The following is a 25,361-nucleotide window of genomic DNA, read 5'->3' as shown; positions in this document are numbered from 1 at the left end:
TTCGTAAAAAGGAGCTGAGCTGAAAGTTTAAAAGACTTTTGGCTCAGCTTTTTTTCCTAATTAAATTTTTGCTGCAAAAGGATTTTCTAGGTTCTCAAACGTAAACTAGAAAGGAAGAATTTCACAATAAATGCTATACTTATTTGGCGAACGACTTGTATCGAAATAATAAAAAACAGAGTTGAGCGAGGGAAAAACTATGGAAAATTTTATTGCAGACAGTGCAGATGTTTACGGTGATGTAACATTAGGCGAGGGGTCCACAATTTGGTTTCAAAGTGTTTTGAGAGGTGACAGCAATACGATTTCGATTGGCAAAATGACGAATGTCCAAGATGGGACGGTTGTTCATGTGGATCATGATGCACCAACAGTGATTGAGGATTATGTAACGATTGGTCATGCCTGCATTATTCATGGCTGTACGATTCACTCAGGGGCGCTGATCGGCATGGGGGCAACTGTGTTGAATCATGCAGAAATCGGCGAAAATAGTTTGATTGGGGCGGGGTCCTTAGTAACAGAAGGAACCGTTATTCCAGCCAACTCGTTGGCTTTCGGATCGCCAGCACGGGTGATTCGTCAATTGACGCCGGAAGAAATTGAAAAAAATCGAAGGAATGCGCAACACTATTTTGAATTGGGACAGGCTTATTCAAAGAATACAATCTCTCGAATTCAGGGAGTCACTCATGAAGGAAACTAGTTTCTTATTACTTCAAGCGCAATTACGAGCATTGTTTCCAGATGATGGCTTAAATCAATTGGCTATCTATGAAGATCAAGCGGAACATTTTTTGATTTTTTCTAGTCGGGGACTACATGTGTTGGAAGAAGATCAATTAACCAAGGAACCGCGAAATGTTTATTATCCCGTAGATAGTTTAAAACCATTTGCAATTCGTCAACAGGCTGGAATCTTTGAATTGATCATAGAAACTGTGGGCGGTAGATCCTTTGTCTTGGCCTTTCCAGATCAAGCAGATGCTCATCAAGCCATGCAGACGCTCATTGAACTGCTGGCTTAAAGACGAATTAGTGTAATTTTTTCCTGTATCCCAGTATAATCTTACTAAAAGGAAGTGATGAAATGGACGGAAGTAAATTTGATCAAGAGCCGGTGAATGAAGAAGAATTATTGTCCCAAGGGTATCGCAAATATCACGGTGACGGTATCGACATTTACTACAATAAGGATATTTGCGCACACATTGGAAATTGTGTACGGGGAAATCCGGAAATTTTTGAGGTGGGCCGTAGACCGTGGATTATTCCCGATAACGGCAGCGTAGAAAATGCCAGCTATGTCGTAGATACCTGTCCAAGCGGTGCGCTGAAATACGTCAGTAAAAATTAAAAACTGCCAAGTTGTCAGTTCATGGACGAGTTTAGAGAAATAACTATATTACGAAGATCAGACCAATTTTTCTATAGGAAAAATTAATCCATTTATTATGAGTAAGGATTTCAGTTCCTCTTTTCGCAGGATTACAGCTGAATCAAGAAAGATCCAAAACAGCCAGTCAGAGTCCAATGAAGTATAGAGGAATGACATACGGCACGAAAATCAGACCAATTTTTCTGTAGGAAAAATTAATCCATTTATTATGAGTAAGGATTTCAGTTCCTCTTTTCGCAGGATTACAGCTGAATCAAGAAAGATCCAAAACAGCCAGTCAGAGTCCAATGAAGTATAGAGGAATGACATACGGCACGAAAATCAGACTAATTTTTCTGTAGGAAAAATTAATCCATTTTATTATGAGTAAGGATTTCAGTTCCTCTTTTCGCAGGATTACAGCTGAATCAAGTAGGATCCAAAACAGCCAGTCAGAGTCCAATGAAGTATAGAGGAATGACATACGGCACGAAAATCAGACCAATTTTTCTGTAGGAAAAATTAATCCATTTATTATGAGTAAGGAGCGGTATTATGGAAATCAAAGAAGAAAAAGAGCGTTTTGTCTTATTGAATGATGAACAAGAAGAAGCAGGAGAAATGACTTGGTCGAATGCGGGTCCAGAAATCATGATTATTGATCACACCTTTGTTGACCCAACCTATCGTGGACAAGGCTTAGCAGAAAAACTCGTGGCAGCGGGAGTCGAAAAAGCGCGCAAGGAAGGAAAAAAAATTATTCCGCTTTGCCCATTTGCTAAAAAAGAATTTGAAGAAAAATCAGAATATGCAGATGTTTTAAGAAAATAAGTTTGGGACTTCTCTAGTCAAACGACGTCAATTGTGCTAAAGTAAAAAATGAGGTAGTTTGGAAATAAGGAGGATCATCTTTTGTATAATTTTATTTTGGGTGTTATCTTAGTTTTGTCAGTGATCATCGTTATCACGATCATGATGCAACCTAGCAAACAAAATAGTGCTGCGAGTGCTTTTACTGGTGGCGCGGATCAATTATTCGGAAAGCAAAAAGCACGCGGCTTTGAGGCTGTGATGCAACGATCAACCGCAGTTTTAGGTGCGATTTGGATGATTTTGCTCTTCGTATTAATGTTTTTATCAAGCAAATAAAACCGGCCTCTCACTTGAGAGGTCTTTTTTATTTTGTATTTACACTAAATCAAGTACACTTGAAGATAAGCAAGAAAAACAGTTGCTTCAGTACGTCTGTCTCGTTTACGTAAAGGCTTAATGTGCTGCTTAGATAGAAAATATGCAAATCGAGAAGGAACGATCGTTTTTCGTTTTTTCATTTACCTAATTACAAGATAGGAGTGATTACTCATGGTACAAGTCCCTGAATCGCTGTTTTTGCCTCACGGAAAGCGAGCGGTCTTATTATTACATGCCTATTCAGGTAGTCCCAATGATGTGCGAATGCTTGCTCGCTTTTTAGAAAAATTAGATTACACGATTTATGCGCCGCTCTTTACCGGACACGGCACGTCTGATCCGCTGGATATCTTACACGAGCATTCTGAACAATGGTGGCAAGACAGTCAGGAAGCAGTAGAATTTCTACAATCAAAAGGATTTCAAGAAATTGCGGTATTTGGTCTTTCAATGGGCGGTACTTTGGCCACTCGCTTATTATGTGAGCAGCCTGACAGTTTTATCGGTGGTGGTTTTTTCTGTTCGCCGATCGCTCCAGTAAAAACCAACGTGACGAAAAACTTCCTATTATATGCGCAACAAGTGCTAGAACGAAATGGTAAAGAAACGACAGAAGAAAAAATCGAAAGTTATCGTCCGTTAGTAGAACAACAACTGGCGACGATTGAGAAACAAGCTCAGATTGCTTATGAAAATCTGACACAAATCAAAAGCCCATTTTTTATGGCACAGGCGGGAAAAGATGAAATGATTGAAGCCGATGGTGTTTTTCGGACAGCAGAGCGGCTGCAGCAGACAGCTTTTTCCTTGAATTGGTATCCCAAAAGTGGTCATGTAATTACTGTGGGACCTGAAAGAAGACAATTAGAACAAGATGTGGCAGATTTTTTAGCCGCTCTTGGTTGGAGAGAAAATAATGGAGAGAAAAACAATTAAAGCAGAAATATTGGCTGGATTGAAAGCAGCCAACAAAAAAAGTCTTTCAATGGAAGAATTAGCAGAAATTTTAAACATGCGTAAAAGTGAGGAATATAAACTTTTAGTCCAAACAGTTGCGCAATTAGAACGGGAAAAGGCCGTAGAGTTTAATAAAAAAGGTCGGATTAAACTGCCTTTTCAACCCATCGAAGTAGAAGGCATCTTTCGTCGGAATGAGCGAGGATTTGGTTTTGTCACGATTGATCCAGAAGAGCCGGATATCTTTATTCCCAAAGAAGCGACGAATTTTGCGATGGATGGTGACATCGTCATGATTGATATCCAAAAAACGGCGGACCTTTTTTCCGATCGCGGAGCAGAAGGCCGAGTGGTGTCCATCAAGGAACGAAAAATCCAACAAATTGTTGGAGAATTTACCGCCTTTGATGTCGATGAAATCGCGGAATCTGATCTGTTTGGCTATGTAACGCCAAAAGACAAAAAAAGCGCGCAATTTAAGGTTTTTATTGCCGCTGAAGGGATTCAGCCAGTTGATGGCAGTATCGTTATTGTTGAGATCACTCACTATCCGGAAAAGGGCTATGCTACTAGCTTGGAAGGTATCGTTACGAAAGTAGTCGGGCATAAAAATGATCCAGGAATGGATATTTTGTCAATTGTAATTGCGCAGGGGATTCCAACGCAGTTTCCAGATGAGGTCCAGACAGCCTCAGAGCAAGTACCTGATACAATCGCGGAATCTGATTTGGTTGGGCGCCGGGATTTACGGGATCAGCAAATCGTAACCATCGATGGTGCCGATGCAAAGGATTTAGATGATGCGGTAACCGTTCGAAAATTGGCTAATGGGAACTACTTTTTAGGCGTCCATATCGCTGATGTTTCTTATTATGTAACGGAAGAAAGCCTATTGGATAAAGAAGCCTTTGAACGAGGAACGAGTGTCTATTTGACCGATCGTGTGATTCCAATGATTCCGCAACGTTTATCTAATGGGATCTGTTCCTTAAATCCACAGGTGCCGCGTTTGACGATGAGTTGTGAGATGGAAATTGATCCAGGTGGAACGATTGTTCAGCATGAGATTTTCCAAAGTGTCATTCAAACCAGTGAACGTATGACGTACTCAGCGGTAAATGATATTTTGGAAGAAGAGAATCCAGAAACAATCAAACGTTATCAAGAATTAGTTCCGATGTTCCGTTTGATGAAGGAGCTCCATCAAATTCTTGAATCACGTCGGAATCGCCGTGGCGCTATCAACTTTGAGGACCGTGAAGCGAAAATTCTTGTGGATTCTGAAGGACGCCCGACAGATATTGAACTCCGTGAACGTGGTGTGGGGGAACGATTGATTGAGTCCTTCATGTTAGCTGCCAACGAAACGGTGGCTGAACACTTCAATCGTTTGAAGCTGCCCTTTATCTATCGGATTCACGAACAACCTAAAGAAGAAAAAATGCAGCGTTTCTTTGATTTCGCCGCGGCGTTAGGTATTTTAGTCAAAGGAACAAAGAATACGATCACACCGAAGGATCTGCAGCAAGTGATTCATGATGTAGAAGAGAAGCCAGAAGCAGCTGTCATCAATACCATGTTGCTGCGCAGTATGCAGCAGGCGCGCTATTCAGAGGATAATTATGGGCATTATGGATTAGCTGCGGAATATTACACTCACTTTACCTCACCAATTCGTCGTTATCCTGACTTGATCGTTCACCGATTGATTCGCTCTTATAGTAATGATCAAAGTGAAGCGACAAAAGAGAAATGGGCGGAAGCTTTACCGGAAATTGCGGACCATAGTTCGAAAATGGAACGCCGTGCGGTAGAAGCAGAGCGTGAAGTTGACAGCATGAAGAAAGCAGAATACATGGCGGATAAAGTCGGTGAAGAGTTTGACGGTATCATCAGCTCGGTCACAAAATTTGGTATTTTCATTGAGCTACCGAATACGGTCGAAGGAATGATCCATTTAAATGAGCTAAAACAAGACTATTTCCACTTTATTGAAAACCAATTAGCATTAGTTGGGGAACGTACTCGACAGACCTTTAAGATTGGTCAAAAGGTCCGAGTGAAAGTCACAAAATCCGATCCTCGGACTAGAGAGATTGATTTTGAGCTACTAGAAGCAGAAGAAATCCCTGCATTAGAGGTGCCAGGAAATAATCGTCGCGACCAGCGCCGTAAACCAACTGGCGGACGCAAAAATAATAAAAAATCTGAAAAGAATTATGGTAAAGGCAAAAATTCAGATCGCCAAAAAACAACAGGTAAAGACAAGAAAAAGAAAAAAGGCAAGAAGCCTTTTTATAAATCAGTAGCTAAAAAGAAAAAAACAGGTAGAAAGAAGGGATAATATGCCAAAGGGTGAAGGCAAATTAGTGGCACAAAATAAAAAGGCACGCCATGATTATACGATCATTGATACGATCGAAGCAGGGATTGTTTTGCAAGGAACAGAAATCAAATCGATTCGCAATAGCCGAATCAACTTGAAGGATGGTTTTGCACGAATTAGAAATGGCGAAGCCTTTTTATACAATGTTCACATCAGTCCATACGAGCAAGGAAATATTTTTAATCATGATCCGGTACGCACACGGAAACTGCTCATGCATAAAAAACAAATTGCTCGATTAGCTGGTGAAGTTAAAAATACGGGAATAACGCTGGTTCCATTAAAGGTCTATCTAAAAGATGGGTATGCGAAGGTTTTGATAGGTGTCGCTAAAGGGAAACATCAGTATGATAAACGGGAAAGTTTGAAGCGCAAAGATGTCGATCGTCAGATCAGTCGAACGTTAAAAAATTATTCTCGCTAGTAAAATATTCTTTTTCGCATATTTGGTGAGAATTTCTTTACTTCACAATGGATTTTGATAGGATTAGTTACAATCTATACTAGCCATTTTGTGGGCTAAATTAACGATTGGAGCCGTTTAACTCAAAATAAAATAACTATTTAAAAAAAGAATGCGAGTTATTCGAAAAATTTCAAGAAAATTCTTTGAAATTTTCTTTCTCTGGTGGTAACATACGATAGTATTTTGAGGAGCAGCGCTAAGCAGCCACGAGCTGACGCGAGTCGCTGGGAAGAGAGGTGAACTGAATTGGATGAAAAATCTTGGGTTTTCCATATTGGTCCCGTATGGTTCGATGGTACGGTTACGACAATGATCATTTTGACATGTGTGATTGTCTTCTTGCTGGTTTTTACATTTACCCGCAACCTATCATTGAAGCCCAAAGGAAAGCAAAACGCAATTGAGTGGGTCATTGATTTTACTACGAATATTGTTGGCGACAACATGCCTCGTAAAGAAGTCAGAAATTTTAGTTTGTTCTCATTTACGTTGTTCTTATTTATTTTTGTAGCAAACCAAATCGGGTTAGTCACAAAAATTGTCACAGGTGACGAAGTGACTTATTGGAAAAGCCCGACTGCTAACCCCTTTGTAACCATGGGATTGGCCTTACTCGTATTAGTATTAGCCAATTACCTAGGTACAGAAAAATTAGGTCTAGGCAGCTACATTAAAAATTCTTTTTTCACACCTGCAGGATTATTTCCTATTAAGTTGATGGAAGAATTTACAAATGTTATTACGTTGGGCTTACGTCTATACGGTAACATTTTCGCTGGTGAAGTATTGCTTTCATTGATCGCAAGCATGGTGACAAGCACAGGATGGTGGACATTGCCATTTGCTATCCCGCTTGAAATGATTTGGATCGCATTCTCACTATTTATCGGTAGTATCCAAGCGTTTGTTTTCACTACTCTATCTATGGTTTATATCAGTCATAAAATCGAGGTAGAATAATAAAAAAATTTAACACACTTTTAGGAGGAAAATTATTATGAACTTTATCGGTGCAGGAATCGCAATCATGGGAGCCGCAATTGGGGCTGGCTATGGTAACGGACAAGTAATCTCAAAAGCAATTGAATCAATGGCACGCCAACCAGAAATGTCAGGTCAAATTCGTTCAACCATGTTTATCGGTGTTGGTTTGATCGAAGCTGTGCCAATTCTAGGTGTCGTATTAGGTATGTTGATGGTTTTCCAAGGTTAATAATCGACGCTTTTTTGTTGAGACTCATCCCAAAGATGAGCAACAGAATCGTATAACGATTTTGTCATGAGAAAGAACAGAAAGGAAGACCGAGTATGCTGAATCTAGTTATTGCTGAGGCTGTCAATACAACACTCGGTAATTTAATCGTCGTTACGTTATCATTCGTGATTCTAATGGCGCTATTAAAGAAATTCGCGTGGGGTGCCGTTCAAGACATTCTGAAAAAACGTGAAGATAAGATCGCCAATGATCTAGATTCTGCCGAACAATCTCGGATCAAAGCTGCTGAGTTAGAAAAAGAACGCGAAACTCAGTTAGCAAGTTCCCGTAGTGATGCGGCAGATATCATCAAAAATGCGAAAGAAAGTGGCGAACTAAGCCGTCAAAACATCATTAAAGATACTAAAGAAGAAGTGACTCGTCTGAAAGATCGCGCACAAGCGGAAATTAAGGATGAACGTGAAAACGCGTTGACTTCTGTTAAGGATGATGTGGCAACACTTTCTCTACAAATCGCAGAAAAAATCTTGAGCAAAGAGCTTTCGCAAGACGCTCATCAAGATTTGATCAACGACTATATGAATAAGTTAGGTAATACGAAACATGAAGCTTGATAAATACACTGTTGGTAAACGCTATGGAAAAGCTTTGTTTGAATTGGCGATCGAAAATAAAGCCGCCGACACCGTTTATCAAGAGCTGTTGACTGTTCGAGAAATCTGCAAAGAAATTCCCGATCTTGGAAATATTTTAACGGATGTTCGTTTAGAAGGCGCTGAAAAGAAAGCCATTATGGATGCTTTCACCGGCGGTTTTGACGGCATCGTCAAAAATTTTCTATTAGTAGTATTTGAATATAATCGTAGTGACGATCTGCCATTTATGATTGACGAGTTTGAACGTCGCTATGATGAACGCAATAAAATCGCACACGGAACAGTCACTACGGCTGTTCCACTCTCTGAAGAAAAGAAACATGAACTTGAAGCAAAAGTCGCTGATGTTTTTGGCTACCAGAAGGCCACGTTAACCCCGATAGTTGATGAATCAATTCTCGGCGGTGTCATTGTTGAAGCCGATCATCAAGTGATCGACGGCAGCCTCGCCAGCCAATTAAATGGTCTACGAGCAGCACTTAGTAAAAAGTAGAGAAGAAGAGGTGAAATGAATGGCCATCAAAGCAGAAGAAATCAGTGCTTTAATCAAAGAACAGATTCAAAATTATGACAATAAGTTGTCTGTGGAAGAAATTGGAACAGTCACTTACGTTGGGGATGGGATCGCCCGTGCCCACGGTTTAGAAAATGCAATGAGTGGAGAACTTTTAGAGTTTTCTAACGGCTCTTATGGAATGGCACAAAACTTAGAAAGCAATGATGTCGGTATCATCGTGCTAGGTGAATTTGAGTCCATTCGTGAAGGAGACAAAGTAAAACGTACCGGTAAGATCATGGAAGTGCCAGTTGGCGAAAACATGATCGGTCGTGTTGTGAACCCGCTTGGTCAACCAGTTGATGGAATGGGTCCAATTGAAACAACAAACACACGTCCAGTCGAAGCAATGGCTCCCGGCGTTATGCAACGTAAATCAGTATCAGAACCAATGCAAACAGGCTTAAAGGCCATCGACGCCCTAGTACCAATCGGACGTGGGCAACGTGAATTAATCATTGGTGACCGTAAAACGGGTAAGACGTCCATCGCGATTGATACGATCATTAACCAAAAAGGTCAAGATATGATCTGTATCTATGTTGCAATTGGACAAAAGGAATCAACGGTTCGTTCACAAGTAGAAACACTTCGTAAATTTGGCGCAATGGATTATACCATCGTCGTAACAGCGGGGGCATCTCAACCTGCACCGCTATTATTTATCGCGCCTTACGCTGGAACAGCGATGGGTGAAGAATTCATGTACAACGGCAAGCACGTTTTAGTTGTCTTTGATGATTTATCAAAACAAGCCGTTGCTTACCGTGAACTGTCATTATTACTACGTCGTCCGCCAGGTCGTGAAGCGTACCCAGGGGATGTCTTTTATTTGCACTCACGTCTATTGGAACGTGCGGCAAAACTTTCAGATGAATTAGGCGGCGGTTCATTGACTGCCTTGCCATTCGTAGAAACACAAGCAGGAGATATTTCAGCCTATATTCCTACTAATGTAATCTCAATCACTGATGGACAAATCTTTTTAGAAAATGATTTGTTTTATGCGGGTATTCGTCCAGCCGTTGATGCCGGTCTATCCGTATCCCGTGTTGGTGGTTCAGCACAAATTAAAGCAATGAAAAAGGTTGCCGGAACACTTCGTTTAGATTTGGCCAGCTACCGTGAATTAGAAGCTTTCACTCAATTCGGTTCAGATTTGGATGCAGCAACACAAGCTAAATTGAATCGTGGACGTCGAACGGTTGAAGTATTAAAACAAAAATTACATGCGCCACTGCCTGTTGAAAAACAAGTCGTGATTCTTTATGCCTTGACTCATGGCGTACTTGATAGTATCCCAGTCAATAGTATTTTAGATTTTGAAGCGCAATTATTCGAATATCTGGAAACCAATCACTCAGATTTATTTGCAACGATTCGTGATACGAAAGAATTGCCAGATACAGATAAATTAGATGAAGCAATCCAAGAATTCAAAGATATTTTTGACGCTTCTTCCGCTAACCAAGAAAAAGCATAATCGAGGTGAAAAAAGATCATGGCATCCTTAAATGAAATCAAAACACGGATTGCATCGACGAAGAAAACAAGTCAAATCACCAACGCTATGCAAATGGTCTCAGCATCTAAATTAACGAAGTCAGAAGCCTACTCAGCGAAATTCCAACTTTATGCTTCAAAAGTACGTGAGGTATTGACGCACTTAACAGCGAGCGAATTAACTGAGTTAGCAAACTCTGGTCGTGAATTAGGCGGCATCAATTATCACAGCATGTTATTGAATCGTCCAGTCAAAAAAACTGGTTATATCGTGATTACTTCTGATGGCGGTTTGGTGGGAGGCTATAACAGCTCGATTTTAAAACAAACCATGTCAATGCTCGAAGATGATCATGATTCTGCTGATGAGTATGTTTTGTTAGCCATTGGTGGAACCGGAGCGGACTTTTTTAAAGCTCGCGGCGTTAAATTAGCTTATGAATTACGCAATTTATCGGATCAACCAAGCTTTGATGAAGTACGAAAAATCGTTTCGATGACGACCAGTATGTATGAAAATCAGGTCTTTGATGAACTGTATGTTTGTTATAACCATCACGTTAATTCACTATCCAGTCAGTTCCGAGTAGAAAAAATGCTGCCGATCTCTGACTTGGACCCAAGTGAAGCACAAACGTATCGTGAAGAATATTTGTTTGAACCTTCAAAAGAAGCCATCCTTGATCAACTACTTCCGCAATATGCTGAAAGTTTGATTTATGGCGCGATCGTTGATGCTAAGACAGCAGAACATGCAGCCGGGATGACAGCGATGAAGACAGCGACAGATAATGCAGGTGCGATCATTGATGATCTAACTATTTCATACAACCGGGCACGTCAAGCGGCGATCACCCAAGAGATTACTGAAATTGTCGGCGGGGCTTCCGCATTAGAATAATTTCAAGATTGGAGGAAAAAACATGAGTTCAGGCAAGATTGTTCAAGTTATTGGTCCCGTTGTCGACGTGGAATTTTCTTTAGATCAATCCTTACCAGACATCAACAATGCGTTGATTGTTTACAAAAAAGATAAAACAAAAGTTGTTCTTGAAGTTGCTTTGGAACTTGGTGATGGTGTTATCCGCACAATCGCTATGGAGGCTACTGATGGATTGCAACGTGGAATGGAAGTTGTCGATACTGGCAAATCAATCTCCGTTCCTGTAGGTAAAGATACTCTAGGTCGTGTGTTTAACGTATTAGGTGAAACGATTGATAAAGAAGCACCTTTTCCAGAAGATGCAGAAAGAAGCGGCATTCATAAAAAGGCGCCTGCTTTTGAAGACCTTAGTACAAGTAACGAGATTTTGGAAACAGGGATCAAGGTTATCGACTTATTAGCCCCTTATTTAAAAGGTGGGAAAGTCGGACTATTCGGTGGTGCCGGTGTTGGTAAAACCGTTTTGATCCAAGAATTAATTCATAATATCGCCCAAGAACACGGTGGTATTTCAGTGTTTACCGGTGTTGGGGAACGTACTCGTGAAGGGAACGACCTTTATTATGAAATGAAAGACTCTGGCGTTATTGAGAAAACAGCCATGGTGTTCGGACAAATGAACGAGCCGCCTGGTGCACGTATGCGTGTTGCCTTGACTGGTTTGACATTAGCTGAATATTTCCGTGATGAAGAAGGACAAGATGTGTTGCTATTTATTGACAACATCTTCCGCTTTACTCAAGCCGGATCAGAAGTTTCTGCCTTATTAGGACGTATGCCATCAGCCGTTGGGTATCAACCAACTTTGGCAACTGAAATGGGGCAATTACAAGAACGAATCACTTCAACCAAAAAAGGTTCGATCACTTCAATCCAAGCCATTTACGTACCAGCCGATGACTATTCTGACCCGGCACCAGCGACAGCTTTTGCCCATTTAGATGCAACGACAAACTTGGAACGTAAATTAACGGAACAAGGGATTTATCCAGCCGTTGACCCATTGGCTTCATCTTCAAGTGCTTTGGCTCCTGAAATCGTTGGGGAAGAACATTATCGTGTAGCAACAGAAGTTCAACGTGTCTTACAACGTTACCGTGAATTACAAGATATTATTGCTATTTTAGGGATGGACGAATTGTCTGACCAAGAAAAAGTCATCGTATCTCGTGCTCGTCGAATTCAATTCTTCTTGTCACAAAACTTCAACGTAGCAGAGCAATTCACTGGTCAACCTGGTTCTTATGTACCAGTTGAAAAAACAGTTGAAGGCTTTAAAGAAATCCTTGAAGGAAAATACGACGATCTTCCAGAAGATGCCTTCCGTAGTGTCGGCACCATCGAAGACGTTATCGAAAAAGCGAAAACTTTAGGCTACTAGAAAGAGGTGCACGATGGAACAAGAAAAAAACAAAGTTCTGCAAGTGAACGTTGTTACTCCAGACGGCAACGTCTATGATCATAATGCCACCATCGTCGTTGCTAAAACGGTTGCTGGTGAAATCGGTATTCTACCAAACCATGCACCGATCATTGCACCTCTTGCGATTGATGAAGTTCGGGTTCGTCGAACAGATTCTGATACACACGTGGACTGGATTGCAGTTAACGGTGGAATCATGGAAGTTCGTGACAACGTGTTGACAATCATCGCTGATACAGCTGAACGTGAACGTGATATTGATGTGTCTCGTGCTGAACGAGCAAAACAACGTGCAGAAGCGAGAATTCAAGAAGCGCGTGAAAAGCAAGATACCGACCAATTAAGTCGTGCCGAGGTTGCTTTGCACCGTGCAATGAATCGAATCAAGGTTTCGAAACATCGTTAATTCTTTTACAGGTTGAGCCAGAAATAATTTTTGGAACTTGTGAATACAATTTTTTAGTGCTGCAAAAGCTATTGATATGGCTTTTGCAGCATTTTTTTATTTTGTCAAAATACAGGTAAACAAGATCTGTTATAGCGAGTATTTTCCAGATCGACTTTTTATCGTTTTCTACGCAGTATGTGATTGTCAATGAACGGATTTAATTGGGAAAAGGCTTATTCCCGCGGTGTATCAGGCGGTCCATCTTTGTTTTTCTTTCTGATTCTGTGAAGCCATTGAAGCAGTCTGTTTTGTTCTTTCGTGTCTTGGTTTGATGACTCGTCTTCCATTAAAGGCATAGCTACTGGCTGCTGTTCGTTAAGCTGGTTATTGCTTGATTGTGGAAGCGACTTTTTTTCTACTTTGATCGTTGCTTTTTCCGCTGGAGCGATAGTCGTTAATTGTTTAAAATAGCGACCATGTGGTGTTTCTGGTAATAGGGAAGATTTCGGAATCGGTAAAGCGACTCCTTCTTCCTGTTTTTCCGCAACTTCAAAGCAACCGACTTTTTCACAGGCCGCTTCCTCAACAGGCTTTCCATCGTAACGAACGCCTTTTGTCTCCTGTTCTGGATCAAATATCAGAGTTTCTTTATGGGTCAAGACCTTAGCGGTGACCACAGAATCAAATAGTTTTACGCCGTTTTGTGTACAAATGTCTAGGTTCGTCAATAGTTCGCAAGCTTCTTTGATCTGTGGCGCCGTCAAATTGGGATCGAGGTCTTTATATTTCCAATTGTGGGTGCCGCCATCGCTTTTTCCAAAGGTGGCAATTAAATCCTTGGTCATTGTTCTGTTCCTTTCTTTGATTTTTTCTGCGTAGGTTGGATCATGGTTTCATCAAGGTTCGCTGGTTTCTTCAGGTCGGACGATTGACATAAGTGAGCGAGCGACAGAGACGACTTTTTCACCGAATTTTTTTACTGGAAAGACTCTCAGTTTCAAAGTCTTCCATTCGGGTGCCATAAAGTAGTCTTCGAAATAATAAAAGAGACGCTTCATGGTGCGGGTAGCTTTGGTGTGCATGAACACCTCGCGGACAAGATCCTTTAGAAAGTGATCAAACTCCGCCGCTCCCAATTGGCAGCGTACTTTTAAGGCTAAAATATATTTAATCGTGACACTGCTGTTTTGTGTTTCATGGTAGAAATTGGTGATTCGTTGTTCGAGTGTTTTGGCTTTTAAGTTGAATAACTGCCGAAACGACAGTGTTTGTATAACATTCATTGATGCTCATCCTTTCATTCTCAATTAGTAGTAGAGGAGGGCGGCAAGACTGCCGCTACCCCTCAAAGTGTTTGATTAAAAAATAATCGTTTCAATCGTTTCGACGTACTTCGCACTTTCGACAGTGTTGAAGAGGTCTGCGCCATCTTTATGGCAAAGTTTTACCTCTGTCATGCGTTGCAGTAATCCTTTGATCTCTGTATCGGTCTTTTGAGTATCGGGATCATTGAAGCTCCAGGTGTGGTTCTTCCCTAAGCTGTTTTTAAAGGTTGCGACGAGTTTTAGCATTTTTTTCCTTCCTTTCTATGATTTATTTGGTGTAGCGTGATTGACTGGTTAGAATCACGCCGTCTAGCTGGCTGCCTTCAACTGATAGTGATTTCATAATTTCACCCAGTTCAAGGACCTTCTCTTCGCTAGGCTCATCCATCACATTTGTAAAGGTGATCTTCTTAGTTTTTTCTCCGCCTGCATCGATTTCTACTTGTAGTTTATTGCCGATCGTTTGAATCATGGTTGTTTCCTCCTAATTTTTTTGGTTCCGGCCGGTGACTAAAAGATAAATGATTTCTAAAAAAAGTGCGAATCGCAAATTGACCAAAAGGGGGTCAATTTGACCTGTTTTTGGGTAAAAAGTGCTGTTTTTGATGAAAAAGCGGTCAAATTGGAGGTATAATGGTCAATTTGCGATTTTACAAGCAGGAGCGAAATGTAGTATAATAAAAGATTTAATAAAACACTTCATTAACTAATTGTTTTAAGAGAAAGCTCGACGCCCATCGAAATGAATTAAAAGCTGAAGTCAGTAATAAAGTGAAAAGAAATAGTAGAGAAATTTGTTGCGATAAAATGGTAACTAGGACGCAAGCGAAGACAAAAGGTCAATAGCATAATCAAGACAGTAAATAAGAGATGGCAAAGAGTAATAGAATTGTCCCCTTGAATAAATTTTGCGGACAGATATAGGCGAGAAGAAGTTTTAAAAAATCTGTCATTTTAATCTTCAATCGAAAAACGGAATAAAAACTATTATCAAAAATAGGTCGATTATTAGAAGATTGCGGAAAAATGTGTAAATGATTTTTAAAAAGACTTTCTAAGGGGAAAAAGATTTATTTTTGATCGGATCGAAAGAGAAAAATAAACATTAAGTTTTTTAAAAGTTTCTGTATAGTTCTTTGAGCATTCAAAGTATTCTTCTTTACCTGAATCTGTGATATAATCCAACTGTTGATTTTTTTGAAAGGAACGAAGTTATGCAAGTATATGGAATTGATGCAATCGTTAGAATTGTCTCGCATTTTTCCTTTATCTACCTGGCTTTCTGGGCTTTAAGATCGTTACGAATAGAGAATCTCTTTAAAGCATTTAAAGAAACGCAAGTTCGTCTGGCAATTTTGATGCTGGCGATCGCAATCGGCTTTACTTGCAGTACATTTTTCTTAGAAATCATTCTTTTGTGCAAAAATATCTTTTTGACATTTAATTAAGTAAGGTACATATACGAAATAATCGACTAGCATTTTTTGGAGGGAATACAATGGAAGAGATCATCGTTCGTGGTGGTAAACAATTAGAAGGAACAGTACATATCGAAGGTGCAAAAAATGCTGTGCTACCAATTTTAGCTGCGACATTATTAGCTGAAGAAGGAACATCCACTTTGAGTAATGTTCCGATTTTATCTGATGTCTTTACCATGAATCAAGTGATTCGTTATTTGAATACAGATGTTGAATTTAATGAAGAGGCTAAAGAAATTAAGGTGAATGCAACACGTCAATTAAACGTGGAAGCTCCCTATGAATACGTAAGTAAGATGCGCGCATCAATTGTCGTAATGGGTCCGCTATTGGCTCGCAATGGTCATGCTAAAGTTGCAATGCCCGGCGGCTGTGCAATTGGCAAACGTCCAATTGATCTACATTTAAAAGGTTTCCAAGCGTTGGGTGCCAAAATCATTCAAAAAAATGGCTATATTGAAGCTATTGCGGATGAATTAGTTGGGGATACAATTTATTTGGATTTCCCAAGTGTTGGCGCAACACAAAATATTATGATGGCGGCTGTTAAAGCAAAAGGTACAACCGTGATCGAAAACGTTGCGCGTGAACCTGAAATTGTTGATTTAGCAAATTTCTTAAATAAAATGGGCGCTAGCATTCATGGTGCTGGTACTGAAACAATGCGTATTGAAGGTGTTGACCATTTACATGCTGTATCTCATCCAATTGTGCAAGATCGGATTGAAGCTGGAACCTTCATGGTTGCCGCAGCGATGACTGAAGGAAATGTGTTGATTGATGGGGCAATCCCTGAACACAACCGTCCTTTGATTTCTAAACTGATCGAAATGGGTGTTAAGATTACCGAAGAAAATGATGGTTTGCGTGTAATCGGTCCTAAAGCATTGAAGGCGACAGATATTAAAACGATGCCTCATCCTGGGTTCCCAACAGATATGCAAGCTCAAATGACAGCTATTCAATTAGTTGCTGATGGGGTCAGTACAACGACTGAAACAGTGTTTGAAAATCGTTTCCAACATCTAGAAGAAATGCGTAGAATGAATGCACAAGTCAAAATCGACAACAACGTTGCATTGATTAAAGGTGCTTCACAGCTGCAAGGGGCAGAAGTGTATGCAACTGATTTACGCGCAGCTGCTGCATTAGTTTTAGCTGGATTACGTGCAAATGGTATAACACGTGTACGTAACTTGAAATATTTAGACCGTGGATACTATCAATTCCATAAAAAGCTGCAGCAATTAGGTGCGGATGTCGAACGTGTGGATACTGAAAGCAGAAAAGCAACGGATGCTGCAACTGTCTTAGTTTAAGGATTTCAGTTCCTCTTTTTGCAGGATATTAGCTGAGTCAGTAAAATTAATCCATTACGTATGAATAAGGAGTGGATCTATGAGTTCTGGAGAACATATCTTACGTAGCTTAATTCGTATTGTAGCAATCCTACTTGCAGGTGTTTTATTATTTATCGTCGGCAGTATGATTGGTTATGGTGCAATGGGCGGCGGAAATCCATTTAAAGTGCTTATGCCAGATGTTTGGCGTCATATTTTAGAGTTTGTTCATTAGTATTCGTGATAAAAATCTGATTTTGATTATTCAGAAGGGATTGTAGCCAAGTTCTTGGTGCAGTCTCTTTTTTATTGAAATTATCACGTGATTGGGATTACAGAATTACTGTTCATCATGAAGTTTAAATTTTGATGACCAACGAAATACGTATCTTGCTTTATTTTGTAAGAACAGTAAAATGGTATGGAGCTGATTGATTACCAAGAATTGTTTTGAGGTGTAGGAATGAATATTATTAGCAAAGGTTTAATTGGTTTGGTTCGTGGTTATCAACGGTTTATTTCACCGCTGACGCAGCCGTCCTGTCGTTATTATCCGACATGCTCTAGCTATATGATTAAGGCAATACAGGTTCACGGTGCCTTCAAGGGTTTTCTAATGGGGATTTCACGGATTTTACGTTGTCATCCATTTGCGAAAGCTGGTTTTGATTATGTGCCCACCAAATTTTCCTTACGTAAAAACCTGATTGATCAAGAGGAACCAGATTATGAAAAACTACATAAACAGGCTTAAACAGGCTTAGAAGCAAAAAGGATTTTTAAATCGTCAATATTTAACTAAGAGAAAGAAGAGCAAAACTTTTTGCGGAGTTATTCTATAGATTAGAGAAAGCTTCCTCATTTTTCTCCTTTTGTCGATAAATCGACGTTAATAATAGAAAAATCAAAATCCTTTTCTCCATAAATCTGTTGCTTTATCAATTGGTGGCAGATGCAGAAAACAAATAATCATAGTTATTTTAAAGAAATCTCATTGACTATTTATCAGTTAATGTGATTTCTTTTTTCGTTATTTGAAAGATTCAGCAAGCAGTTGTAAGCGCTATAAATTGTTTGAGTATTGCTGAATTATTAAAATATTCAGAAAATTTAATTGACAGTGAGAGATTTTTCCTATATATTCTTTATTATCTTAACGAATTATCATTATTTTATCAGGGGGTAACGGGATGAAAAAAAGAACAGTAGCTGTAATGGCAGCAGGATTGTTTTTACTAGGTGCATGTGGATCGCCTAAAGCGAGCGATAGTGGCGGCAGTGACGATGCTAAGACGATTAAAATTGGCGGAAACTTCGAGTTATCTGGAGCTGTAGCGGCTTACGGCGAAGCGGAAAACGAAGGTGTCAAATTAGCAGTCGAAGAGATTAATAAAGATGGCGGGATTGACGGCAAGAAAATCGAATACGTTTCAAAAGACAATAAGTCTGATAATAATGAAGCAGCTTCTGTTGCAGCAAATTTGACGACTAAAGATGAAGTAGTTGCAATCGTTGGACCGGCTACCTCTGGTGCGACAAAAGCGACATTGCCAAATTTAACCAAAGCAAAGACTCCAGCAGTAACACCATCAGGAACAGATGATGCGATTACTGTTCAAAAAGGAAAAGTACAAGATTATATTTTCCGATCTTGTTTCCAAGATAGTTTCCAAGGAATTGTTTTAGCCAAATATGCAGATGAAAATCTAAAGGCCGATAAAGCCGTTATTTTAGGCGATAATTCAAGTGACTATGCAAGTGGCTTGAAGAAGGCTTTTAAAGAAACCTATAAAGGTGAAATTGTTGCAGAAGAAAACTTTACTGCAGGAGATAAAGATTTCCAAGCAATGTTGACTAAAATCAAAGACAAAGATTTTAACGTTATCTACATTCCAGGCTATTACACAGAAGCTGGTTTAATTATCAAGCAAGCACGTGAAATGGGAATTGAACAGCCTATCATCGGGGCTGACGGCTTTGGAGATGAAAAACTGATTGAAACAGCCGGTGCCAGCAATGTGAAAAACGTATACTATACAGGTCACTTCTCAACCAAAGCTCCAGCAACGGATAAGGTTGAGCCATTTGTAGCAGCTTTTGAGAAGAAATATGGCAAGCAGCCATCTTCATTTAACGCTTTGGCTTATGATTCTGTTTATATGATTAAACAAGCAATTGAAGACGAAGGAAAAGCTACACCAGAGGCAATCAACAAAGGCTTAGCGAACTTGAAAGATTTCGAGGGTGTTACAGGAAAAATCACAATGGACAAAGAACACAATCCAGTAAAATCAGCGGTTGTTCTTGGTCTAACAGATGGAAAAGAAACTTCTGCTGAAACCGTAAATCCTTAATTACTCGGAAAAAGCAGGCAAGGGGGTGTGCCAATGGTATTTGGCACACTCCCTTTTAAGAATTAGGGCTATGAATCGTCCAAACTATTTTTGAAAAGTGATGTGATAAAGATGGAAGTATTTATTCAGCAAATCGTCAATGGGCTTTTTCTGGGTAGTGTTTATGCATTAATGGCATTGGGCTACACTATGGTTTATGGAATTATTAAATTGATCAACTTTGCCCATGGAGAGATTTACATGATCGGCTCATTTATTGGCTACTTTCTGATCAATCAATTTAATATGGGCTTTTTCCCAGCTTTGGTTTTATCAATGGCAGGGAGTGCAATTTTAGGTGTCCTGATTGAATTCTTAGCATACCGACCGTTAAGAAATTCAACACGAATCGCGGCTTTGATTACAGCGATCGGTGTTTCGTATCTATTACAGAACACAATGATTTATTTTTTCAGTTCAACGACAAGACCGTTTCCGCAGGTAATTAAAATGCAGGCCTTTAATATTGGCTTCTTGAGGGTTACAAATATTCAGTTATTGATATTAGGATTGTCATTATTCTTGATGATCGCGTTAAACCTGATTGTTCAGAAAACTAAGATGGGTAAAGCAATGCGTGCTGTAAGTGTCGATACGGATGCGGCGCAGTTGATGGGGATTGATGTGAATCGGACCATCTCATTTACCTTTGCTTTGGGATCAGCGCTAGCTGCAGCAGGCGGAATGATGATCGGTCTGTATTACAACTCGATTGATCCGATGATGGGCTACATACCTGGTCTTAAATCCTTTATCGCCGCAGTTTTAGGCGGAATCGGAATTATTCCCGGAGCGGCTATCGGCGGATTTGTCATTGGTTTGATCGAAACGATTACGACAGCATTAGGTTTTTCTGATTTCAAAGATGCGGTGGTTTATGCCGTATTGATTTTGATTTTATTGGTTCGTCCTGCCGGTATTTTAGGCAAACATGTGAAAGAGAAAGTGTAGGTGAGTCAAATGAAAAAGAATTTGAAATATAATTTGATTTGGCTAGCCTTGATCGTGCTTGGATATGCAGTATTGTACATTGCTTATTCAGCTGGGATGGTCAATCTGTTTTTAGATAATATTTTGGTACAAATAGGGATTAATGTAATTTTGGCGGTAGGTCTGAATTTGATTATTGGATTTTCCGGTCAGTTTTCACTAGGACATGCTGGTTTTATGGCGATCGGTGCTTATGCGGCGGCTCTTATTTCGATGAATACCCCAACTTATGGTGGGTTTTTCTTAGGGATGGCAGTCGGTGTTCTTATAGCAGGAATCGTCGCTGTAGGAGTGGGTATTCCAACCCTGCGTTTAAGTGGCGACTATTTAGCTATTGCCACGCTGGGTGTAGCAGAGATCATTCGTATTCTCTTAATCAACTTTAAGGAAATCACCAACGGGCCTTCTGGTTTGTTTGGAATTGAGCCTTTTGTCGATTGGCAAATGGTTTATGGATTTATGGCGATTACTACATTATTTATCGTTAACTATATTCGTTCAGGTGCTGGTCGTGCGACGATGGCGATTCGTGAAGATGAGATCGCTGCTGAGGCGATGGGCGTTAATACAACAAAGTATAAAGTAATGGCCTTTACCTTTGGTGCCATGACCGCTAGTATTGCTGGTTCACTGTATGCAGGATATTTACAATCAATTGCTCCGAAAGATTTTGCTTTTACTAAATCAGTCGATATTTTGATTCTGGTCGTATTGGGCGGAATCGGCAGTGTGACGGGAACCTTTATTGCGGCAATTCTTTTAGGGATTATCAATATGTATCTTCAGGATTTTGGAACATTGCGGATGATCATTTACGCGTTGGCATTGATTATCTTGATGATCTTTAAACCAGGCGGGTTACTAGGCACAAAAGAGCTATCTGTGAAGAAAATTCTAACTAAGTTTAAAAAAGGAGATGACCAAAATGCCTCTGTTGGAAATTAAAGATTTAACCAAAAACTTTGGCGGTTTGGCGGCGGTCTCCAATGTCAATATCGCATTAGAAGAGAATCAACTGGTGGGCTTGATTGGTCCGAATGGTGCAGGGAAAACAACGTTATTTAATCTAATCACTGGTGTTTATGATCCAAGCGAAGGGGACGTGTTACTGGAGGTCGATGGGAAGAGTCATCGATTGAATGGACAAAAATCTTATGCGATTGCTGATTTAGGTCTGAGTCGGACCTTTCAAAATATTCGTTTGTTTAAAGATCTGACTGTTTTGGATAATGTCTTGATTGCTATGAACAGCAAAAATAAAGAAGGCTTTTTCTCTAGTGTGCTACGCTTACCGACCTTCTATAATAAAGAAGAAAAATTAAAAGAAGAAGCGTTGAAATTATTAACGATTTTTGATTTGCAGGATAAAGCAGAGAATCTAGCACGTAACTTGCCATATGGTGAGCAGCGTCGTTTAGAGATTGTCCGAGCGCTTGCGACTAAACCAAAAATTCTTTTCTTAGATGAGCCGGCAGCCGGAATGAATCCGCAAGAAACTGCAGCACTTACCCTATTGATTCGCAAGATCCAAAAGGATTTTCAAATCACGATCCTGTTAATCGAACATGATATGAGTTTAGTCATGGATGTTTGTGAGCGAATCTATGTGTTAGAATACGGTCGTATTTTAGCTGAAGGTAAACCAGAAGAAATCAAAAATAATCCAGAAGTTATCAAAGCCTATCTTGGAGGTGAGCTATAATGCTGAAAATTGAAAATCTTTCGGTGCATTACGGCATGATCCAAGCGGTACGTGATGTTAGTTTTGAAGTCAATCAAGGTGAAATTGTTTCGTTGATCGGGGCAAATGGAGCAGGAAAGACAACGATTTTACGGACGATTTCTGGATTGAATCAGCCATCTAAAGGGACGATTACGTTTGAAGGCGCACCGATTCAAAAGAAAGCGCCTAGAAAAATTGTGGCTCAAGGGATATCGCAAGTGCCTGAAGGACGGCATGTTTTCCCAGGATTGACGGTCTTGGAAAACTTAGAAATGGGTGCTTATTTGCGCAAGGATGGCGAAATTCCACAGGATTATGAACACGTCTATGAAAAATTCCCGATTTTGAAGGAACGATTAAATCAAGACGCTTCAACATTATCCGGCGGGGAACAACAAATGTTAGCGATGGGCCGAGCGTTAATGTCTAAACCACGTCTATTGCTTTTAGATGAGCCTTCAATGGGGTTAGCACCAATTTTTATTCAAGAAATTTTTAATATCATTCAAGAGATTCAAAAACAAGGAACGACCGTTTTATTGATTGAACAAAATGCAAAAATGGCTCTATCCATTGCCGACCGCGGTTACGTGCTGGAGACTGGAAAAGTGGTCTTGTCAGGAACTGGTCAAGAATTGCTAGAAAGTGAAGAAGTGAAGAAAGCTTATCTAGGAGGGTAAAACATGAGTGTAAAAGATTTTATGACAAAAGACTTAGTGACGGTTACACCGAAAACCAAAATTTTTGATGCCGTTGATTTGATGAAAAAATATGATATCCATCGCTTACCGGTTATTGATAACGATAAATTGGTCGGATTGATTACAGAAGGAACAATTCAAGAAGCCTTACCTTCAAAGGCAACGAGCTTGAGCGTTCATGAAGTAAATTATCTATTGAATAAAACGGTTGTGGCGGATGTAATGATCAAGGATGTTAAAACCGTCGCTCCTGACGCGGAATTAGAAGATGGTATCTATTTGATGCGTCAAAATAGAATCAACGTATTGCCAGTATTAGACGATGAGAAGTTGGTCGGGATCATCACCAATAATGATATTTTTGATGCCTTCCTAAAGCTTACCGGTTATCACGAAGGCGGTACACATGTTCAACTGAAAATCCTTGAGGATAAAAAAGGGGTATTAGCTAGAGTCGCGAAAATTTTAGCGGACAATGACTTCAGTATTCTAACAGTCATTGTAGATCATCAAGCAACCGCAACAATTGTCGAAATTCAATTAGCCAGCAAAGAGACAGAAAAAATCAAACAACTTCTCACTGATAATGGTTACGAAGTATTGCGGGCAGCGATCACTCAACCATAACTTTAAGGACAACTGACCACTCAGTTGTCCTTTTCTTTCGTAGTATGATAAACTATTTAAGACGGAGGGAAAGATATGTCTAAAAAGAACAAAGATATCCAAGTTCAGGTTAAAGAAGAAGAACGTCTAATTGATGGAGAAAAGCAAACCGTGACACAATTAGTGATCGGAAAGAAAACGATCGGCGAAATTGTTCCTGAAAATAAAAGTTTCCAAGCCTATAACGACGGGCATTTACTGGGAAGCTTCAAGACATTAGATGATGGAATTGAAGCCCTGATACGCAACTGGAATTTACATGAATAATTTTTGAAAAAGTACTTGCTTTTTTTTTGAAGATTAGGTATTATAACTGAGTCGGGTTTTTAAATAATAAAAAAACCTAGCTGGAGGAGTAGCGAAGTGGCTAAACGCGACGGACTGTAAATCCGTTCCTTAGGGTTCAGTGGTTCGAATCCACTCTCCTCCACCATTGGGGTATAGCCAAGCGGTAAGGCAAGGGACTTTGACTCCCTCATGCGTTGGTTCGAATCCAGCTACCCCAGTAGTCAAGTGAGTTGCAGGTGCAGCTCACTTTTTTTATTTTATATAACAAAATATCAAATGAACCAGTGGAATGAACACTGGTTCTTTTAGTGTCAATGTTTGATGGTATTTCGACGGATTTTTTGAAGTCCCCAAAAGCACACTAGACTGAGCAGAAAGATTAAAAAGAGTGCAAAGGACAATGTGGCATAAGGAAATAGCGAAGAATTAGCAATTGATAAAAATGGATTAATAAGTATTTGTCGAATCGCTTCAGGAACATGTGGCTGCATATCTGTGAGTGCCTGAGATATTTCTGCCAGATCGCTATGTGCAGGTAGGCTGCTTGTATAGGTACCGAGTGCCTTATTGCCGATGGCAAGGTAGCCTATCGCAATATTTCCTAAACTGAATCCACCGACAACTAAGTTTCCAAAGGTAAGTAATCCGATGGCAAGATTCCCCAACGCGATGACTCCTAAAGCAAGGTTTCCGGCAGAGAATAATCCTAATGTTAAGATACCGGCTGAAAAACATCCTAGTGATAATAGACCGATTGAAATGATTCCCTTTGAAAAAAATCCTAATGACAAAAAGCCAGAAGAGAAAAAGCCAATACTGATAATTCCATGTGCAGTCGGAATCAATTGCTTTTTATGCCGTAGCGTACTAATCGCAAATTGGCGATTGTGCCATAGCAGCTCTGAAAGATTTGGAATGACGATGTGCAGTAAAGGCAGTGTAAACAAAAGAGTCGTTGATCGATATTCAAAATATAGTTCTGGCTCTCGCTCGTTTAATAAATTGTCTAACGAGAGATCTAATAATTGTGCAATACGTTTTAAAGTATCGATATCAGGGTACCCAGCCCCGCGTTCCCATTTGGAAACCGTTCGATCAGATACATATAAAATATTCGCTAATTGTTTTTGCGTAAGCTCATTTCGTTGTCGATAGTTTCTTAATTGTTTCCCTAAAAAATTTCCCATTTGATTTCCTCTTTCTGATTGATAAGTTAAGCATAGCGGATTGACAGAGAAAAAGGTATAAAATCTGCTGAAAAAGTGATTCTACTTTGCGTAGAGTCTTGATAAATCAAGCTTTCTAAATCAGCTTGTTAATTTTGCAAAGAGCTCTCACTTGATGGGAATTACGATATAGGCTACCATTTATAGTAGAAAGAGAGCAGTAGT

The 25,361-nt window shown here is 39.8% G+C and carries 32 protein-coding genes and 2 tRNA genes; 29 read left to right on the top strand and 5 right to left on the bottom strand.

What is annotated here, in order from left to right:
- Positions 1-199: 199 nt before the first annotated feature.
- The 16 genes from IGI52_RS10205 to IGI52_RS10130 all read left to right on the top strand — a co-directional run bounded on the left by IGI52_RS10205 (position 200) and on the right by IGI52_RS10130 (position 13,081).
- Entirely contained in the window at positions 200-706 is a 507-nt protein-coding gene (locus IGI52_RS10205; RefSeq protein ID WP_070503217.1) for a gamma carbonic anhydrase family protein, read from the top strand.
- A complete protein-coding gene (locus tag IGI52_RS10200) occupies positions 693-1,028 on the top strand; it encodes a hypothetical protein (protein WP_016181227.1) in 336 nt (111 codons plus the stop codon). Before IGI52_RS10205 ends, IGI52_RS10200 begins: the two co-directional genes overlap by 14 nt.
- 62 nt (positions 1,029-1,090) lie before the next feature.
- Positions 1,091-1,357 (top strand): (4Fe-4S)-binding protein, encoded by a 267-nt coding sequence (locus tag IGI52_RS10195; protein WP_016181228.1) that lies wholly within the window; start codon positions 1,091-1,093, stop codon positions 1,355-1,357.
- A gap of 576 nt (positions 1,358-1,933) precedes the next feature.
- The gene (locus IGI52_RS10190; protein ID WP_016181229.1) at positions 1,934-2,209 is read left to right on the top strand and encodes a GNAT family N-acetyltransferase; all 276 of its coding nucleotides are present in this window, start codon (positions 1,934-1,936) and stop codon (positions 2,207-2,209) included.
- A gap of 81 nt (positions 2,210-2,290) precedes the next feature.
- Positions 2,291-2,527 carry a preprotein translocase subunit SecG gene (gene secG, locus IGI52_RS10185; protein WP_010746758.1) on the top strand — a complete coding sequence of 79 codons (237 nt, stop codon included), beginning with the start codon at positions 2,291-2,293 and terminating at the stop codon, positions 2,525-2,527.
- Between the two features lie 213 nt (positions 2,528-2,740).
- Positions 2,741-3,505, top strand: coding sequence for an alpha/beta hydrolase (locus tag IGI52_RS10180; protein WP_016181230.1), 765 nt, complete (start codon positions 2,741-2,743; stop codon positions 3,503-3,505).
- Positions 3,486-5,870: a ribonuclease R gene (rnr, locus tag IGI52_RS10175; RefSeq protein WP_016181231.1), complete on the top strand. Its 2,385-nt coding sequence runs from the start codon at positions 3,486-3,488 to the stop codon at positions 5,868-5,870. The genes IGI52_RS10180 and rnr overlap by 20 nt, the downstream gene beginning before the upstream one ends.
- Position 5,871: 1 nt before the next feature.
- Positions 5,872-6,336 carry an SsrA-binding protein SmpB gene (smpB, locus tag IGI52_RS10170; RefSeq protein WP_010746755.1) on the top strand — a complete coding sequence of 155 codons (465 nt, stop codon included), beginning with the start codon at positions 5,872-5,874 and terminating at the stop codon, positions 6,334-6,336.
- 288 nt (positions 6,337-6,624) lie between these two features.
- Positions 6,625-7,338 (top strand): F0F1 ATP synthase subunit A, encoded by a 714-nt coding sequence (gene atpB / locus IGI52_RS10165; RefSeq protein WP_016181232.1) that lies wholly within the window; start codon positions 6,625-6,627, stop codon positions 7,336-7,338.
- 37 nt (positions 7,339-7,375) lie between these two features.
- Complete coding sequence (gene atpE, locus IGI52_RS10160) at positions 7,376-7,591, top strand: ATP synthase F0 subunit C (RefSeq protein ID WP_010746753.1); 216 nt, start codon at positions 7,376-7,378, stop codon at positions 7,589-7,591.
- A 95-nt stretch (positions 7,592-7,686) separates the two neighbouring features.
- Positions 7,687-8,208, top strand: a complete 522-nt coding sequence (gene atpF, locus IGI52_RS10155; RefSeq protein ID WP_016181233.1) for a F0F1 ATP synthase subunit B — start codon at positions 7,687-7,689, stop codon at positions 8,206-8,208.
- On the top strand, positions 8,198-8,743 hold the full coding sequence (gene atpH, locus IGI52_RS10150) for an ATP synthase F1 subunit delta (protein ID WP_016181234.1): 546 nt from the start codon (positions 8,198-8,200) through the stop codon (positions 8,741-8,743). The genes atpF and atpH overlap by 11 nt, the downstream gene beginning before the upstream one ends.
- Positions 8,744-8,762: 19 nt before the next feature.
- On the top strand, positions 8,763-10,289 hold the full coding sequence (gene atpA / locus IGI52_RS10145; RefSeq protein ID WP_016181235.1) for a F0F1 ATP synthase subunit alpha: 1,527 nt from the start codon (positions 8,763-8,765) through the stop codon (positions 10,287-10,289).
- Between the two features lie 15 nt (positions 10,290-10,304).
- Positions 10,305-11,210 (top strand): F0F1 ATP synthase subunit gamma, encoded by a 906-nt coding sequence (locus IGI52_RS10140; protein ID WP_034876827.1) that lies wholly within the window; start codon positions 10,305-10,307, stop codon positions 11,208-11,210.
- A gap of 22 nt (positions 11,211-11,232) precedes the next feature.
- Complete coding sequence (gene atpD / locus IGI52_RS10135; protein ID WP_016181237.1) at positions 11,233-12,633, top strand: F0F1 ATP synthase subunit beta; 1,401 nt, start codon at positions 11,233-11,235, stop codon at positions 12,631-12,633.
- 13 nt (positions 12,634-12,646) lie between these two features.
- Positions 12,647-13,081, top strand: coding sequence for a F0F1 ATP synthase subunit epsilon (locus tag IGI52_RS10130; protein ID WP_010746747.1), 435 nt, complete (start codon positions 12,647-12,649; stop codon positions 13,079-13,081).
- Between the two features lie 215 nt (positions 13,082-13,296).
- Here IGI52_RS10130 and IGI52_RS10125 read toward each other — a convergent pair whose 3' ends face one another.
- From IGI52_RS10125 to IGI52_RS10110, 4 genes are all read right to left on the bottom strand, one after another.
- Positions 13,297-13,908, bottom strand: coding sequence for a hypothetical protein (locus tag IGI52_RS10125; RefSeq protein WP_016181238.1), 612 nt, complete (start codon positions 13,906-13,908; stop codon positions 13,297-13,299).
- 51 nt (positions 13,909-13,959) lie between these two features.
- The gene (locus tag IGI52_RS10120) at positions 13,960-14,346 is read right to left on the bottom strand and encodes a hypothetical protein (RefSeq protein WP_016181239.1); all 387 of its coding nucleotides are present in this window, start codon (positions 14,344-14,346) and stop codon (positions 13,960-13,962) included.
- Positions 14,347-14,421: 75 nt separating this feature from the next.
- Complete coding sequence (locus tag IGI52_RS10115; RefSeq protein WP_016181240.1) at positions 14,422-14,634, bottom strand: DUF2922 domain-containing protein; 213 nt, start codon at positions 14,632-14,634, stop codon at positions 14,422-14,424.
- Between the two features lie 22 nt (positions 14,635-14,656).
- Positions 14,657-14,860, bottom strand: coding sequence for a hypothetical protein (locus tag IGI52_RS10110; RefSeq protein ID WP_016181241.1), 204 nt, complete (start codon positions 14,858-14,860; stop codon positions 14,657-14,659).
- Positions 14,861-15,602: 742 nt separating this feature from the next.
- Here IGI52_RS10110 and IGI52_RS10105 point away from each other — a divergent pair.
- The 13 genes from IGI52_RS10105 (at position 15,603) to IGI52_RS10045 (ending at position 24,188) form a co-directional block, all read left to right on the top strand.
- Positions 15,603-15,836: a DUF1146 family protein gene (locus IGI52_RS10105; RefSeq protein ID WP_016181242.1), complete on the top strand. Its 234-nt coding sequence runs from the start codon at positions 15,603-15,605 to the stop codon at positions 15,834-15,836.
- Between the two features lie 50 nt (positions 15,837-15,886).
- A complete protein-coding gene (gene murA / locus IGI52_RS10100; RefSeq protein ID WP_016181243.1) occupies positions 15,887-17,188 on the top strand; it encodes a UDP-N-acetylglucosamine 1-carboxyvinyltransferase in 1,302 nt (433 codons plus the stop codon).
- Positions 17,189-17,267: 79 nt separating this feature from the next.
- Entirely contained in the window at positions 17,268-17,444 is a 177-nt protein-coding gene (locus IGI52_RS10095) for a DNA-directed RNA polymerase subunit beta (protein WP_016181244.1), read from the top strand.
- A gap of 228 nt (positions 17,445-17,672) precedes the next feature.
- Entirely contained in the window at positions 17,673-17,963 is a 291-nt protein-coding gene (yidD, locus tag IGI52_RS10090) for a membrane protein insertion efficiency factor YidD (RefSeq protein WP_016181245.1), read from the top strand.
- A gap of 436 nt (positions 17,964-18,399) precedes the next feature.
- A complete protein-coding gene (locus tag IGI52_RS10085) occupies positions 18,400-19,563 on the top strand; it encodes an ABC transporter substrate-binding protein (RefSeq protein ID WP_016181246.1) in 1,164 nt (387 codons plus the stop codon).
- 111 nt (positions 19,564-19,674) lie between these two features.
- Entirely contained in the window at positions 19,675-20,553 is an 879-nt protein-coding gene (locus tag IGI52_RS10080) for a branched-chain amino acid ABC transporter permease (protein WP_438781209.1), read from the top strand.
- Between the two features lie 9 nt (positions 20,554-20,562).
- Positions 20,563-21,537, top strand: coding sequence for a branched-chain amino acid ABC transporter permease (locus IGI52_RS10075; protein WP_016181248.1), 975 nt, complete (start codon positions 20,563-20,565; stop codon positions 21,535-21,537).
- Positions 21,518-22,294, top strand: coding sequence for an ABC transporter ATP-binding protein (locus IGI52_RS10070; RefSeq protein WP_438781208.1), 777 nt, complete (start codon positions 21,518-21,520; stop codon positions 22,292-22,294). Before IGI52_RS10075 ends, IGI52_RS10070 begins: the two co-directional genes overlap by 20 nt.
- A complete protein-coding gene (locus IGI52_RS10065) occupies positions 22,294-22,995 on the top strand; it encodes an ABC transporter ATP-binding protein (protein WP_016181250.1) in 702 nt (233 codons plus the stop codon). The genes IGI52_RS10070 and IGI52_RS10065 overlap by 1 nt, the downstream gene beginning before the upstream one ends.
- Positions 22,996-22,998: 3 nt before the next feature.
- Positions 22,999-23,643, top strand: a complete 645-nt coding sequence (locus tag IGI52_RS10060) for a CBS and ACT domain-containing protein (protein ID WP_016181251.1) — start codon at positions 22,999-23,001, stop codon at positions 23,641-23,643.
- 75 nt (positions 23,644-23,718) lie between these two features.
- Positions 23,719-23,949: a DUF2969 domain-containing protein gene (locus IGI52_RS10055; RefSeq protein WP_127979583.1), complete on the top strand. Its 231-nt coding sequence runs from the start codon at positions 23,719-23,721 to the stop codon at positions 23,947-23,949.
- 82 nt (positions 23,950-24,031) lie between these two features.
- Positions 24,032-24,115: transfer RNA gene (locus IGI52_RS10050), tRNA-Tyr, on the top strand.
- Position 24,116: 1 nt separating this feature from the next.
- A tRNA-Gln gene (locus tag IGI52_RS10045) sits at positions 24,117-24,188 on the top strand.
- A 93-nt stretch (positions 24,189-24,281) separates the two neighbouring features.
- Here the strand turns inward: IGI52_RS10045 and IGI52_RS10040 are convergent.
- A complete protein-coding gene (locus IGI52_RS10040) occupies positions 24,282-25,157 on the bottom strand; it encodes a helix-turn-helix domain-containing protein (protein WP_438781206.1) in 876 nt (291 codons plus the stop codon).
- Between the last annotated feature and the right edge of the window lie 204 nt (positions 25,158-25,361).

It is taken from the genome of Enterococcus sp. DIV0187, assembly GCF_051713785.1.
GTDB classification, from domain to species: domain Bacteria; phylum Bacillota; class Bacilli; order Lactobacillales; family Enterococcaceae; genus Enterococcus_A; species Enterococcus_A avium.
The sequence above is the reverse complement of the archived record's forward strand: the minus strand, read 5'-3'. Positions and strand labels throughout refer to the sequence as shown.